Annotated in this window: 6 protein-coding genes; 4 read left to right on the top strand and 2 right to left on the bottom strand. The window is 42.0% G+C overall.

Going from position 1 to position 15,207, the window contains the following annotated elements; genetic code table 11:
• Together I595_RS16935 and I595_RS16930 are read right to left on the bottom strand one after the other, a co-directional pair.
• Positions 1-4,704, bottom strand: a 4,704-nt coding sequence (locus I595_RS16935; RefSeq protein ID WP_054560637.1) for a PKD domain-containing protein, incomplete at its 3' end; no start/stop codon positions are given.
• A 569-nt stretch (positions 4,705-5,273) separates the two neighbouring features.
• Positions 5,274-6,647: a sugar transferase gene (locus I595_RS16930; RefSeq protein WP_054560636.1), complete on the bottom strand. Its 1,374-nt coding sequence runs from the start codon at positions 6,645-6,647 to the stop codon at positions 5,274-5,276.
• A gap of 218 nt (positions 6,648-6,865) precedes the next feature.
• Here I595_RS16930 and I595_RS16925 point away from each other — a divergent pair, with 218 nt between their 5' ends.
• The 4 genes from I595_RS16925 to I595_RS16910 form a co-directional block, all read left to right on the top strand.
• A complete protein-coding gene (locus I595_RS16925) occupies positions 6,866-8,761 on the top strand; it encodes a polysaccharide biosynthesis protein (protein WP_054560635.1) in 1,896 nt (631 codons plus the stop codon).
• Between the two features lie 3 nt (positions 8,762-8,764).
• Complete coding sequence (locus tag I595_RS16920; RefSeq protein ID WP_054560634.1) at positions 8,765-9,550, top strand: polysaccharide biosynthesis/export family protein; 786 nt, start codon at positions 8,765-8,767, stop codon at positions 9,548-9,550.
• Positions 9,551-9,565: 15 nt separating this feature from the next.
• Positions 9,566-11,947 carry a GumC family protein gene (locus I595_RS16915; protein ID WP_054560633.1) on the top strand — a complete coding sequence of 794 codons (2,382 nt, stop codon included), beginning with the start codon at positions 9,566-9,568 and terminating at the stop codon, positions 11,945-11,947.
• Positions 11,948-12,105: 158 nt separating this feature from the next.
• Positions 12,106-15,207: galactose oxidase-like domain-containing protein (locus I595_RS16910; RefSeq protein ID WP_054560632.1), on the top strand; the 3,102-nt coding region annotated here is incomplete at its 3' end.

Below are 15,207 nucleotides of genomic sequence, written 5' to 3'. Positions count from 1 at the left end.
ACTGGAATCAAAACTTACCTGCAGGGGTGCATTGCCCGAAAGCGGCGTAGCGGAAGCCACAGCAATCGGTGCCTCGTTGGGCACATAGTTCACGGTGATGGTCAAGAAGGTCTGGTCCATAAGTCCTTCTGCATCTTCAACGGTAAGGCTAACGGTAAAGGTGCCCACTTGGGTAAAGGTATGCTGGGGGTCGGCAATGTTGGCCGAGTTCCCGTCACCAAAGTCCCATGTGTAACCGGTTACGGCGGAATCGTCCGTAGAGTTACTTCCCGTGAAATCGACCGTTAATGGGACTGTTCCCGAAAGTGGGTTGGCTGATGCCACGGCAGTAGGAGCCTCATTGGGTACATCGTTTACGGTAATGGTCAACGTTGTCTGGTCTGTAAGTCCTTGCGCATCTTCAACGGTAAGGGACACGGTAAAGGTGCCCACTTGGGTAAAGGTATGTTGTGGATTGGCAATGTTGGCCGAGTTCCCGTCTCCAAAGTCCCATGTGTAACCGGTTACGGCGGTATCATCGGTAGAGTTACTTCCCGTGAAATCGACCGTTAACGGCACCGTTCCCGAAAGTGGGTTGGCGGATGCCACGGCAGTAGGAGCCTCATTGGGTACATCGTTTACGGTAATGGTCAACGTTGTCTGGTCTGTAAGTCCTTGCGCATCTTCAACGGTAAGGGACACGGTAAAGGTGCCCACTTGGGTAAAGGTATGTTGTGGATTGGCAATGTTGGCCGAGTTCCCGTCTCCAAAGTCCCATGTGTAACCGGTTACGGCGGTATCATCGGTAGAGTTACTTCCCGTGAAATCGACTGTTAACGGTACCGTTCCCGAAAGAGGGTTGGCGGATGCCACGGCCACAGGAGGGGTGTTGGCGTTAACGGTAATGGTGATTTGCTGGAAATCTGAAAGTCCTTCCGCATCGGTCACCGTTAAGCTTGCGGTATACGTTCCCGGCTGGGTATAGGTATGTTCGGTATCTGAAGTATTTGCCGTACTCCCATCACCAAAATCCCAAAGATAGGCAGTAATGCCATTGTCGTCCGTAGAGTTACTTCCTGTAAACTGTACCTGCAGCGGTGCCGTACCTGATGTAGGCGTGGCCGTCGCTACTGCGGATGGGGCTACGTTGCCAGGAGTGGTCACATTGATAATCATGGTTTTTTCATCCCTTAAGCCTTCATCGTCAAAAACAGAGAGTTTCACGGTATACATTCCAGGGTCAACAAAAGTATGGGTGGGGTTGGTGGCCGATGAGGTGCTGCCGTCACCAAATAACCAAATGGTCTGGTCAATGGCAGAATCGTCCGTTGATGCAGCCGAATTAAAGTTAACAATCAATGGCGCATTACCTGTGTTGACACTTGCGGTAAAATCAGCTTGGGGTGGTCTATTGCCATTGGTAGCGGTTAAATTGATGATCTTTAAATTGTCATAATAAGCGATACCTGGGTTTGGATTGTTATAATTGGAATATATCCATACGTTAAAAGTTTGCGTTCCTGGTGGAACAACAAATGTTCTTATTTGGGTGCTCCAATTGGCACCGAACGAGGCTTGTGCAAGAGCGCCGTTGGGTCCGCTGAGAGTGGTGTTTGGGGTATTGTTTTGAACGACCTCAAATCCTGCATTATTGGTTCCTTTCCCATCTAACTCTATATAGATTTCGTCACCGGTTTGGACACCAAATTGAGCAGTATTTATGGAAATTTCAAACTTCGCGAAGTTTTGATTGGCATCTATATTCTCAATACGCAAGGCACAGGGAGATCCATTGGTATCTGTTGAAATACCATCGGCACTGTCCAGTCCTGCAGTAGATGAGCCCGAAACGATAAAAATAGACTGGTCTTCGTTTGGGAGGTAGTCTGGACAACCACCGTTGTTGTTGGTATCCAATATGGAAAAAGTAATTGCAGTGGCGCAACCATCTGGGGTGGTCAAAACAAATTGGCCTTCGTTGGAATAATCCACCAGACCGTTATTTCTATCTGGGTCGTCCCAAGGCGGTAAAGCGAAGCCATTAACACCGGTATCCAGTTGATACCATCCATCCGGGGTAAATCTATTACTGTCCGTTACTGTACTATACGTGGGCCCATCATATTGGGGGGTGGTCAAGAAATATTCGCCGCTGTAGTCCTTAGCACGAATGTAGACTTCGCTTCCCAGCAAAGCAGTAATTTCGCTACTTACCACCGGGTCGATTTCTATAGGGGCACCGGAGGAACCGATACGGTATTCTACGGTCAAATAATTACTACAGGTCACTAGCTCAGGATTGTTCGTGTCCAAGCCCTCTTGATAAAGTGCCATGATTTCCGCGGGTTCCAATACCTTATTATATACCCGAAGTTGATCCATTTTTCCACTGATTTCATCAGTAATCCCACTAGTATTTCCATAATCGGGTATTCCAGGAATCGCGGAAGCTGGCGGATTTGCTGGGTCGTCTGGGTCATAGCGGTGATCGTAAAAACCAGAAGCCGAAAATTTACTAAACCCGCTTGAAAGGTCGTCCTCCATTTGGATAGGCCCACTGGTTTCCCTGCTACAGACCTCTACACCATTGGCATAAAGTTTGGCCACAGTGCCATCATACGTTGCCGCCAAATGCACCCAAGTGTTCAAAGGAGCATATCCAGCGTAACAGTCTAAAGGAGAGTCTGCAATAAAAGCCCACTTATACAAGGTGTTATGGAATCCAAAAAATAGATTGGGATAATCATGGCTTAAAATACCAACATTGGCCACTTTTTCGTTGTCCTGTGGAATGGTACTGTTTCCATCCCTGTAGGCCCAAGCCGAAACGGTAATACTGTTCGCCGTTGAGGCCAGTTCTGGGGTATAATCTATTTCTAAAAGGGAGTTGCTATTAAATTCCAGGCCATCGAATTCTATGGCGCCGCCAAACAAGCCATCAGTGGTCCAGTTAAACTGCGTTGGAGTTTCAATATCTCCATCGTCATCACGCTGTACCACAGTGCCGTTATGACCATATTGTGAACTGTCAAAAGCGGTTATGCCAGTAGTTTCATTAAAACCCATATCCAACACCAAACTGGAATTTAAGGTGTTTGGCAACGGTAGGGCGGTCCCTATTTTTAATACCTCGGCAACACTGGGTACACCATTGGTGTCCAAGGCAAAAAGCATATAGTAGCCTGGAGGCAATAAGTTTCTATCCGGGATGGTCAAATTATGACTGGTACCGGTAGCGGCCACTGTTAAGGGAATACGCCGTTGTTCGTTATTGGTGGCATGGGTAGCTGCAGAAAACCGGATTAAACTGAATTCGGAAGTAGGTACATCCGTGGTTACCGTTATTGTTTCATTATAGTCTACGATGGTTTCCCCATGGGCTCCTGGAACGGTATTGCTGGCAGAGACTGCCGTAATTTCCGGTCTTGTAGCCAAATTATTGCTACTATCAAACAAGTACGGGGGACTGTAAATTTCCGCATCAAAATGATCAATACAACCAGGGGTACTATCACAAAGTCCGCCCCCACCTACAAACACCCGGCCATCGACCATCAATATAGCGACGCTATGGTACGTACGTGGGGTTGTCATGGCCGCTACGGTGCGCCATTGGTTGGTGATAGGGTTGTAAATTTCCGCTCCCAAAACGGCCGTATCGTCTGTAAATACAGCAGCACCTTGGAGCCCACCGGTTATTAAAACCTCCCCATTAGGAAGTACGGTACTATTATGCATAGTTCTGGGAAGTGACATGTTGCCCACAGCGGTTACTTGTGGCGTTTGCCCGTAGGCAACGTTGTTCAAATCAATGATAAAAGAATTGTCCGTTGCTGGGACGTTAATGATTTCATCATCACCATACGCCCTTGCCCCGCCTGTTTTTAAAATTTTTCCAATGTCGAACATCACGGTGTTGCCTTTCATACTGTAAAAGTCACGGATGCCTTGTGTGCTGTCTTCCCTGAGCCCCGCGTCGGTTATGGCTCCACCAGGAACGTCTAAATCTATCCAATGCATGCGTTCACTGGGACCTGCATGGAATAACTTACCATTTGGTGCCGGCCACAACCATACATGGTTGTCCAACCTGTAATTCCCTTGACTTTCCAGTGCCCGATCATTGTTAACAAAAATATCCTCACCTAGTACATTGGGTATCCTAAGCCAACCAGAAAGAGGGGACCAAACTTCGGCATGCCGCCCGCCCCAATTGCCTCCGCTCCAGGACCCACCGATGGTAAAAACATTCCCATCCTGTAGGGTAACGTTACCTTGATAGCCTCTTGGAATGTTCATTTCATCAGCCACCGTCCAAAGCCCGGTCATCGGATCAAAAATGCTTGTTTTTTCACTGCTGGTGCCCCCCGCGGACAATAGTCTGCCATCTGGTAGGTTATTGATTCCAGGACAAAACATATCATGGTTGGTGTTCATGGTGAACTCAGCTCCATCAACGTTACCAAGGCCACCATTTGCAAAAGGATCGAAATATTGGGAAAACGTAGCGCCATCACCCTCCACGATAAATGTGTCCCTAAACTGTGAAGACCACGTCAATAGGCGGCCGTCCGGCAAATTGGCCACGGCTACGGGAACAATACCAAATGGGATGGGTGCGCTCCAATCTCCTTGTGTGGCCTCGTTTTGTGCCTTAAGCCCTTCTGTTAGGGTCAAAAAAGCAATGATAAAAAGGAATAATGTAATTTTATAGGTCGTGTTCATCTTAGGGGCGTAATCAAATCAATCAACCACAAAAATATTGCCTGTACACACGAATGTATCTAAAATACGATTAAGTGGGGTTTTTATCGATTAAATACCTATACCGAAGGAATAATTATTTTTAGCAAGGAAAGAACTGATAACCATCAGCTTTTATAAAGCAAGAGGCCATAGGTTAAAAGGATGTTTACCGACTTTAAAAGTAATAGTAAAGGGTGTATCAACCATGCCAAAAAAATTGGATTTTGGGTGTCCTTCAGTCTTAAAAACAAGCTTTCCCGTTATGTATTCTGCAAAACTGTCAATGCTAAAATATCAGGTTGATGTAATACGTTAAATCTGTACCCGACTAACCTGAGGCAGAGCCGGAATCAAAATTTTCGCTCTTGACATCGTTCTCGATATTATTATTCCTTTCTCAAAATCTCCCGAAGTGACATTCTGCTGTTTACTTGCTCAAAAATCCAAAATGGGTGGGCTTTAGGGTTCCTTAAAATTGAACTGGAATGTCGCTATTGATGAACGCAAAAATGAATCACGGTTTAGCCTTACAAAACTGTGTAGCCTACTTAAACGCCCCTAGAAAAAAGAATGGTAGTTGCTGTCTTAAAGATGATTCTAAGGTCTAGGACCACCGATTTGTTTTTGATGTAATACAAATCGTATTCCAGTTTTCTGATAGAGTCCTCCAGGTTTTCGCCATACTTGTATTTCACTTGTGCCCAACCAGTTATACCCGGTTTTACCAAATGTCTTACGTTGTAAAAGGGGGTAACCTCATTTAACTTGTCAACAAAAACCTTACGTTCCGGTCTGGGGCCTATAAAGAGCATGTCTCCGCGGATAACCGAAAGAATTTGCGGGAGTTCGTCAATCCTAAATTTCCTTAAGATTTTACCGAATTTTGTGATTCGCGCATCGTTTTTAGTGGCCATTTTGGCACCGGACGCCTCTGCATCCACTACCATGGACCTAAATTTAAACACTTTATATTCCTTGCCGTGTTTGCCCACGCGTAACTGGGTATAAAACAAAGGGCCCTTATTTAAAAACAAGTTGAGGATATAAACGAATGGCACCACCATAAAAAAGAAAAGCCCTACAAACAAGGTTAAGATGAGATTGAAATTAAAACTGGCTATACTTTGTAGGTAACGCAGTTTTTTGTTTTTCAGTTGCAAAATTTCGTAAATACTATCATTGTGGGACTGAATGGGGAGTGCTTCGTAGACGCTCTCGTAAAATGAGGTGTAGGTGATGATTTCTTTTCCAGTGAGTATGGAATTTACCATTTTACGTTCCATTTGGCCAGAGAAATGGTTGTAATTACGGGTATTGATGATCCAGGTGTCGATGTTTTTTAATTTTAAATGGTCATCAAAATTGTCCAACGAAGTTAGTTCATCATTCAGCTGGGTAGCAATAACGGAATGATAGGTTTCTTTATCTATTCCATTAATCAGGGCTACGTTGGTCTCAAGGCTGTCCAATGTGGTCTGGTCATAAAGATATAGCACCTTTTTTGTCGTTGGAACAAATTTAAAAATGTAATTGAACAGCATTCGCCAAAGCACCAATTGTATGGGGCAAAAGGCCATAAAAACAAAAAGGTGTATCCGCCAGTAGGCAAAATCAAAAATAATGGTGGTGGTAATGAACAAAAACAGGGTAAAAAGAAAGGCAATGGAAAAGACCCTGAAAACCGAAAAGGTCAGGGATTTTGGCACCTTTTCAAGATTATACAGGTCTAGGACGTAGGCAATCATAAAATAGGTGAATAGCCCAATAAAAAAGATACCCATTTTATTGGTCAATGTTTCCTTATCCACGTAATCTATAGCACGATAGACGAAGTTTTTTAAAGAAAACCCGATGATGATAAGGTCACCCAAAAGTAGAATGGATTTTCTCTCAACGGTATTTAAAATGGTGCTTTTAGCCATAGAATGTAATTCTTACCAAACATCTAACGATAAAAATGGGTTTCTATTTTCCCATGGAGCGTCATTTTAAGACGTTAAAATGGCAATAAAACCATAAGTTTTTAACAATCTGTTGACATATAACCGATTTTTACTAAGGTTTAACGAAAAGGAACCGGACAGAATGTACGTTAAGCATCTTTTAAGTTATTTTTGAAACTCATTAAACACCATTATACATGTCACAATCTGCCCATAAACAAGATAAGCTTTTTCCCCTAGGGCTTGTTTTTTTGTTGGACGTGTTACTTACCGCTTTTTCTTTTGTGGTTTCCTACGCCCTTTGCTCGTTGATTTTACCCGATATCAATAGTCATAAAATGTTATTGCAATTACCTATAGTGGTGGCCATCTCCTCTATGATATTTTTGTTTATCGGTATTTATAAAGGTTTTGTAAAAACCGATAGGTTGCGTGAAGTGTACAGTATTTTTAATGCTATTTGCTTGGCCAATGTATTGACCATTGTGCTAATCGTTATCAATGGGAAACTTATCATGGAAAAGGACCTTATGGTTCCCTTATCCATTATAGTAGTGCACAGTATCTTGAGCTTTACCGCCTTAGTGGCGTCCAGATGGTTGTATAAAAGAATCATTTTCCACCTCAAAAAAACATACAAGCATGCCACCAATGCCATATTGTTCGTGAATGGTGCATTGGATGAAGGCACACAAAAAAGGATGAAAGAGTTGTTTGCTGAACACTCAATGGATCTAGATCGCATTGTGTCTATAAAAACAGAGTTAGATGCATTTAAGCCCAAAGCGGGTAAAAATCATGGTTTGATTTTAGTGAGTAAAGATGCTGCTAAAAACCACCAACAATTTCATGGTCTGGTTTCCAAAATGGCCAAAACGTCCATACCCATAAAAATAGTTGATAAGGATACCAATGAACTCAGTAACACTGATACAATGTCAGCTTTAGCGGTTAAGCCATACACCTTAAGTGATTTATTTCCCTCGCAGCTGACATTTGATTTGGGTGCTTACAATACTAAATTAACAGGTAAAACCATTTTGATTACTGGAGCAGGTGGTTGTATTGGGTCGGCATTTTCAAAGGAATTGTACCGGTCCGGGATTAAAGCTACCCTCATTTTACTGGACCATTCGGAATCTGCGCTTAACAGAATATACGGTTTCATGTCCAACTCTTCCATGTTAACCTGTGTGCCAAAGCTTGTTGACGTCAAGGACAAAAAGAGTTTGCAGGAAATTTTTAGTAAATATGATCCGGACTATGTCTTGCACGCAGCTGGCAACAACGTTCCGGAATCCTTGGATAGCCAAACGAATAAAGTCATCCAAGAAAACGTTATGGCAACCAAACTGGTTGCTGATGTAGCCCAAGCACACAAGGTGGAACGTTTTGTTTTTTGCTCTTCTTCGGAGGCGGTCCTACCCAGAACCACCTTGGAGGTCTGTAAAAGGCTATCGGAGATATATTTGGAAACCTTACATGTTGGTAAAGAGGGGATGAAAGTATTTTCCGTACGATTACCTAGAGTTTTTGAATCTGACAGCTCCGCGACCAAATATATCGAGAATCAAATTCGGTTCGATAAACCCATTGACCGCGCTTTGTTTTTTGAAGAGGAAACATTTTGCAATGCCGTAGATGTGGCAAAGGTCTTAGTAATGGTATTTTCTGAATCTACCTTAAATCTTAATGAAGGTACCTTGCAGCTTTCCGTTGGGGTGCAAACCCAGATATCTCAGTTGGCGAAAGCAATTTATCATCATCTGACCATTTCTGGTGCTAACCAAGGCACTACCTTGAAGTTTGAAAATGAATTCAAATTCAAAACAGCAGGTGTAACCAAGACGACAACCGGTGAAATAGAAGCACTACCAATAACCAGCATAGCTTCAAGCGAAACAGGGCGTTCCAGAACAGAAATACAGCAAAAAATAGAAAATATTTGCTTGAATGTACTGTTTGGAAATGACGATTATAGTCCAATTTTTGATTTGGTGGACACTTTTGGTGACGGACAGTGGCAAAATCTTTATAAATTGCATCTTGAATCTAAAACGCCAAATAAAATAATCAAGCTTCAATCCCATTAATCCATGACCAATGTAACATCGTTTTTACCAAAAGCCATACTGCTTTTGGTGCTTTCCAGTGTTTTTTTCTCCTGTGCTTCTAGAAAAGATATTGTTTATTTCCAAGACGCAGGCAACTTTGAAACCATTGTAAGCGAAAATAGTTATGCCAACAAATTTAAGGTAGACGACGTGGTAAGTATCCATGTCTCCACGTTAGACCCTGAAGCTAGCGTACCTTTTAATCTCTTTAAAGGAGCACAAGAGGGTGGGATACGTCCCGAGCAGGTGGACTACATTATAGATAAGAGTGGAAATATAGATTTTCCGGTACTTGGAGCCATAAAGATTGCAGGACTGACGCCTGAGGAAGTCAAGGAAATGCTTAGACAGCGACTGGAAGATGGATATTTAAAGAACCCGATAATTAATGTAAGGTTAAAGAATTTTACAGTGACTATCTTGGGGGAGGTCAATAGACCGGGAACGTATCCTGTAGATGGGGAGCAAATTACCATTTTGGAGGCTTTGGGACTGGCCAATGACCTTACCATAAAGGGAATGCGGACCAATGTTAAGGTGATTCGGGATTTTAATGGAACCAAGGTGTACAATACTATAGATTTGACCTCAAAAAAAGCGTTGGATTCCCCCGTATATTATTTAACGCAAAATGATGTTGTATACGTTGTTCCCAACAAATCGGCGATTACATCCTCCTCCTTGGACAATAGGGCCTCTATTGCCGTAACTATTGCAGCTGCATTAATCACCTCAACGGCTATCATTATTACCTCTAACAATAGATAGAATTAATCCTAAACCATGACTTCTAAACCCCAAGACTTTTCAAGCTCTAATGAGCTTTCTGAAATTATCAGTAGCTACCTTAAATATTGGTATTGGTTTGTTTTATCAGTGATTTTTTTTATTGTTTGTGCCTTTATTTACAATCGATATGCGACACCAAAGTATGAACTAACAGCGAAGATCCAGATTTTGGAGGAAAAAGGCGCTGGCTCGGAGCTTGCGGTTTTTAAGGATTTGGATTTCTTGGGTGGGAAGCAAAGTGAGGTGGAGGACGAGATAGAAGTAATCAACTCCCGCTCCAATTTTATAGACGTGGTGAAAAGACTAAAGTCTAACGTAGTTTTTTACGAAGTTGGGGATGTGAAAACCAGTGAGATTTATGAGGAAATCCCGGTCACCATAAATTTTTTGGAGCCAGATTCTGTTATCTATCAGTCAAAGCTTGTCTTTGGACTAGACTTGATTTCCCCAAATAGTTTCAATTACAAAGAATTCGAAAATGAAACCATCAAGTCGTACGGATATGGGAAAAACATTCCTACTGCCATAGGAGATATCGTGATTACCCCTAATCCCGAATTTTTAAACAATTATCTTGATAAGGAGCTAAAAGTGGTTATTAAACCAGTGGCTGATGTGGCAGTTGGTTACAAGAATATGGTAAAAATTTCTAACATTGATGAATACTCTAAAATCGTTAATTTAAATATTGAACACCCTATTCGTACTAAAGGAATACATATCCTTAATGAGCTCATCGCAGTTTACAATGAGAATGCCATCCAGGACAAAAAGGAAATTGCAGATCGTACTTTTAGTTTTATAAACGATCGTATAGCCGATATTTACGGCAGTTTATCTACTGTAGACCAATCGGCAGAAGAGTTTAAAACTACTAGGGGCTTGGCAGATATTCAGAGTCAAGCGAACATTAATTTAAACGTTGGTGCCGCAAATGAGCAAGAGCTTCAGAATTATCAAACGCAGCTTAATATTGCATCATCAATGAAAGATTATGTTGATGGCCAAAACAGTTTCAATGAGTTACTACCCTCCAATATAGGTATTAGCGATCCTTCCGTAGCCAATACAACCGCTAAATACAATCAGTTAGTGCAAGAGAGAAAAAGACTCTTGAAAAGTTCCAATGAAAAGAATCCGATGATCGTTAACATCGATGAACAATTATCTGGTCTCAAGAATAGTTTAAAGGGTAGTTTAACCAATATAGAAAGTAATCTTTCCTTGACCGTAAACAACTTAAGCAGGCAGCAGTCTAGGATTAACTCTCAGATTTATGCGGCTCCAAAGCAGCAAAGGGCTTTAAGGGATATCACTAGGAAACAAGAGACTACAGAGTCCCTATATTTATACTTGTTGCAAAGAAGGGAAGAATCCCAAGTTGCCTTGGCATCCACAGCGCCAAAATCCAAAGTTATAGATACGGCTTACCTAACTGATGATCAGCCGGTATCCCCAAATAAATTGAAAATTTATTTGGCTTCCCTTATCCTTGGGCTTTTGGTACCATTTGGGGCCATATATGGACAAAGCTTGTTAGACAATAAAATTCATAGCAAATCCAGTCTGGAAAAAATAGTGAAAAACGTTCCTGTTCTTGCAGAATTGCCACGTCTGGACAAAAAGGACAGTAAGTTTATCAATGACAATGACAGATCGGTACTGGCAGAGTCCTTAAGAATACTTAGAACCAATTTAGATTATTTGATAAAATCAAAAAAAGAGGTTAAGAACAATTTGATTTTGGTAACATCCAGCGTGTCTGGGGAAGGTAAGACTTTTGTTTCCAGTAATTTATCCATGATTTTTGCGAGTACCAATAAAAAGGTTTTATTGATAGGTGCAGATATTAGAAATCCAAAACTCTATTCTTATTTCATTGATAAAAATATAGACCCACTTAAAAAGTCCAAAAAAGGGAGAAGTACAGATAATGGCCTTTCTGAATATCTTTTGGATGATAGAATAACTAGAGAGGACATCACCCAAAGTATGTTGGTCTATAACAACACCGTTGATGTCATCTACTCTGGTAAAATATTACCAAACCCTTCTGAACTTTTGATGAAGGATAGAATGAGACTCCTTTTAGAAGAGGCTTCCGAGGCCTATGACTATGTGGTTATCGATTCTGCCCCGTTAATGCTTGTTACGGATACTTTGCTCATCAGTCCTTTTGTGAATCATTCTATTTATGTAACAAGGGCTGGCACCACCGAAACCAAAGTGGTCAATTTTCCAATTATGTTGCAGGAAGAAGGAAAACTAAAAGGGCTATCCTTTGTGGTGAATGATGTCAAAGACGGTAATCTTGGATACGGTGGCAAATATGGCTATGGTTACGGTATCAAGGTAAAAAAATGGTGGCAATTTTAAAACGTTTCACCACACAACAGCTTCTTTTGACAACAGCCTACATTTCATCGAGAAATACGTAGTTTTTAACGTCTTTATTGAGTCTCATTTTCGTAACAGGTGAGCAGGCTTTACTTTCGGACATAATTCCCCCGGAGAACATTAAAATTTCTTGAAGCATGTCTGTTAAAGTAGTCTCTTGGGTTTCCCTAGCATCACTTCTATTTCTTTTTTCTCAAATTCTATCCGCTCAAAATGAAGCCCAGCTTGGATCATGGAGTGACCCTATTCCTTTTGGTATTGTTCCTGTTGCCGTAGCTAATTTGCCAGATGGTAGGTTAATTTGTTGGTCCTCGCAGTTTAGGAATACATTCCGAGATTCGGGAGATGGAACAACGTTTACTGAAATTTTTGACCCAACCTTAGGTTTGGATGGAATGGCACTGGGGGAAACTTTGACACAGACAAATCACGACATGTTTTGCCCAGGGATTAATAACTTGCCAGATGGCAGAATTCTATCTGCTGGTGGAACCAGCAGTGAAAAAACAAGCATTTTTGATTGGAGGACTGGACTTTGGTCTCCTTCTGATGATATGAATATTCCAAGAGGATATCAAGGTAATGTAACGCTTGCAAATGGTGACGTTTTTACTATTGGAGGGTCTTGGAGTGGTGGAACTTGGGGCAATAGAGATGCTGAAATTTGGAATCGTATAACTGGTTGGTCCAACTTGTCAAACGTTAAAGGGAATGATATTTATACCTCCAATGACTTAAGCCTTGATCCCGAAGGTCTATATAGGGTAGATAATCACGCTTGGTTATGGGTTGCCCCAGACGGGTCCGTTTTTCATGCAGGACCTAGCGAACAGATGAATTGGATAAATACCGATGGAAATGGGAGTGTTGTTCCCGCAGGTCTGCGGTCCAGTGATTCTTACAGTATGAAAGGTACCACAGTAATGTTTGACGTGGGTAAAATCCTTAAAGTTGGAGGTTCGGAATCATATGCGAGCAATACCCCCGCAAAATCCAATTCATTCGTAATTGATATCAACGGTGGATATGGGACAATACCAAATATCACAACAACTACAAATCAGTTGACTTACTCTAGGACGATGCATAACAGCACCGTCTTGCCAGATGGAAAGGTGTTGGTAACCGGGGGGTTAGATCATGCCGAGGTTTTTACTGATAGTGGTGCTAGAATGACGGCCGAACTATATGATCCAAGCAACAATAGTTGGAGGCTTGTAGCTGGAATGCAAGTTCCCAGAACGTATCATAGTGTTGCCATACTGCTAGTGGATGGTAGGGTGTTCGTCGGTGGAGGGGGACTTTGCACCAACTTTTCTGAGACGTGCGAAAACCATTTTAATGCGGAAATATATAGCCCGCCTTATCTTTTTGATAGCAACGGGGATTTGGCATCAAGGCCAACGATTTCTGCACCAGAAAGTGCCTATTATAATAGTTCCTTACAAGTTTCGGGAAGTGCTGGAATACAGCAATTTTCAGTAGTTAGAATGTCTTCTGCTACGCATAGCACCAATAATGAACAACGCAGAATCCCGTTAGATTTCAATTCAAGCGGAAACCAATATACCGTTAGTGTTCCAGACAAAAATCTACTTCCACCAGGATATTACATGCTATTTGGCTTAGACCAAAATGGGGTGCCATCGGTAGCTGAAATCATTCGTATCGATGAGGATGTTAATACCAACCAAACGCCAGCGGATTTGTTGGTTGAGTTAGATTTTGAAGAAACCAGTGGTACAACGCTCAATGATAACACGGTTTATGGTAATAGCTTTACCGTAATTGAAAGAACTGATGAAGGGTTGCCAACGGTGGCAAACGACCATTCCTTGGGAGCAGAAGGAGTTTTTGGAAATGCTATTGCCCTTGACGGCAAATATCATAATAGCAATACCATTTTAGAAACCCCCTATAATGCTAATCTTGTCGAAATTAGTAGTGGTCTTACCGTAATGGCTTGGGTTTACCGAAATAGTAGTAGCATTGTGGAACAGACTGGTAGGGTAGCCAACGTATCGGTATTTGCCCATAATTACCCGGCAATGTTCGCAGGTTTTCATAATTCCTTGTTGAAATGGTCTTTTGGCACATCCAATGGATTTACAGATTGCTATGCAGGTTATGCGCCGTTGGATAAATGGGTCCATATCGCGGTGACTTATGACGGCCAAATGGCAAGGCTATATTCTAATGGTGTCGAGATATGTAACAGTCCAATTACAGGTCTTTTGAATTTAAGGAACGATACTAACGTCAGAAGCAATTTTACGATTTCCGGATTTTATGAACACAGAACGGATTTGCCCGTTGTGCCCTTTGGCAACCGGAGTGGTATTACTGATGAATTGGACGGAAGATTGGATGAATTTAAATTGTTTAACCGTCCTTTAGCCAGTAACGAGATTAAAGCATACTATGACGCTGGTCTGGCAACTGGCAACCCTGATATCTCAAATTGTAACGACAATCTTTTGGTGGCGGAGTATAGGGTTGATAATGGTGATTGGATTCAGGGAAACTTTATTACTGCACCCTTAGGTAGCAGGGTGTTTATAAGGGCTAAGGACTATAATGGCGAATACTATATTACGACTCCACAATATGATGGGCCTACTTTTAATACCGTAGAAGACTCCAATAGGTTAACCCCTGATGGAGCTTACCAAATAGATACACATGTTCAGCGTTTTAATTATTTCAGATGGGGTAATCCTGATCGAGGAAACGGACTTTTGGATGAATCCAACGTGGGTCAGTTTGTTTTGACCACTACGGAGGGCTGTCCAACGGTAATTGATGTAAATATTGGTAGTTTGTCTGGTTTACCACCAGTAGCCAATGCAGGTTCTGATCAAACCTTGGCTGATAATGATAACAATGGCATTGAGAGCGTATTTTTATCCGGGCTGGCAAGCACTGATGAGGACGGAACAATCGTAGATTTTAAATGGTATGAAGATGGAATCGAATTTGCTACTGGCGCTGAGGTGAATACGGAGTTTACCTTAGGTACACATGATATCACTTTAGAGGTGACCGATAATAGTGGGTTAACAAGTAGTGATAATGTTCAAATCACGGTCATTTCACCCAACGAACAAACATGTCCTGCGGATCTCTTAAACATGGAATCTGGCATATCTTTTGGGCCTTCGGTCATTGCTGCTGGTGCAGATATGGTGGTTGGGGGGCTCTCCTTTTCGCCTGATGCTGCAAGTTGTGGAATAGAACTT

Origin of the sequence: Croceitalea dokdonensis DOKDO 023, from assembly GCF_001306415.1 — a bacterium.
Taxonomy (GTDB): domain Bacteria; phylum Bacteroidota; class Bacteroidia; order Flavobacteriales; family Flavobacteriaceae; genus Croceitalea; species Croceitalea dokdonensis.
The sequence above is the reverse complement of the archived record's forward strand: the minus strand, read 5'-3'. Positions and strand labels throughout refer to the sequence as shown.

Coding starts and splice junctions, on each gene's coding strand:
- I595_RS16920 (WP_054560634.1), top strand. CDS start 8,765: ATGACCAATGTAACATCGTTTTTACCAAAAGCCATACTGCTTTTGGTG.
- I595_RS16930 (WP_054560636.1), bottom strand. CDS start 6,647: ATGGCTAAAAGCACCATTTTAAATACCGTTGAGAGAAAATCCATTCTA.
- I595_RS16925 (WP_054560635.1), top strand. CDS start 6,866: ATGTCACAATCTGCCCATAAACAAGATAAGCTTTTTCCCCTAGGGCTT.
- I595_RS16915 (WP_054560633.1), top strand. CDS start 9,566: ATGACTTCTAAACCCCAAGACTTTTCAAGCTCTAATGAGCTTTCTGAA.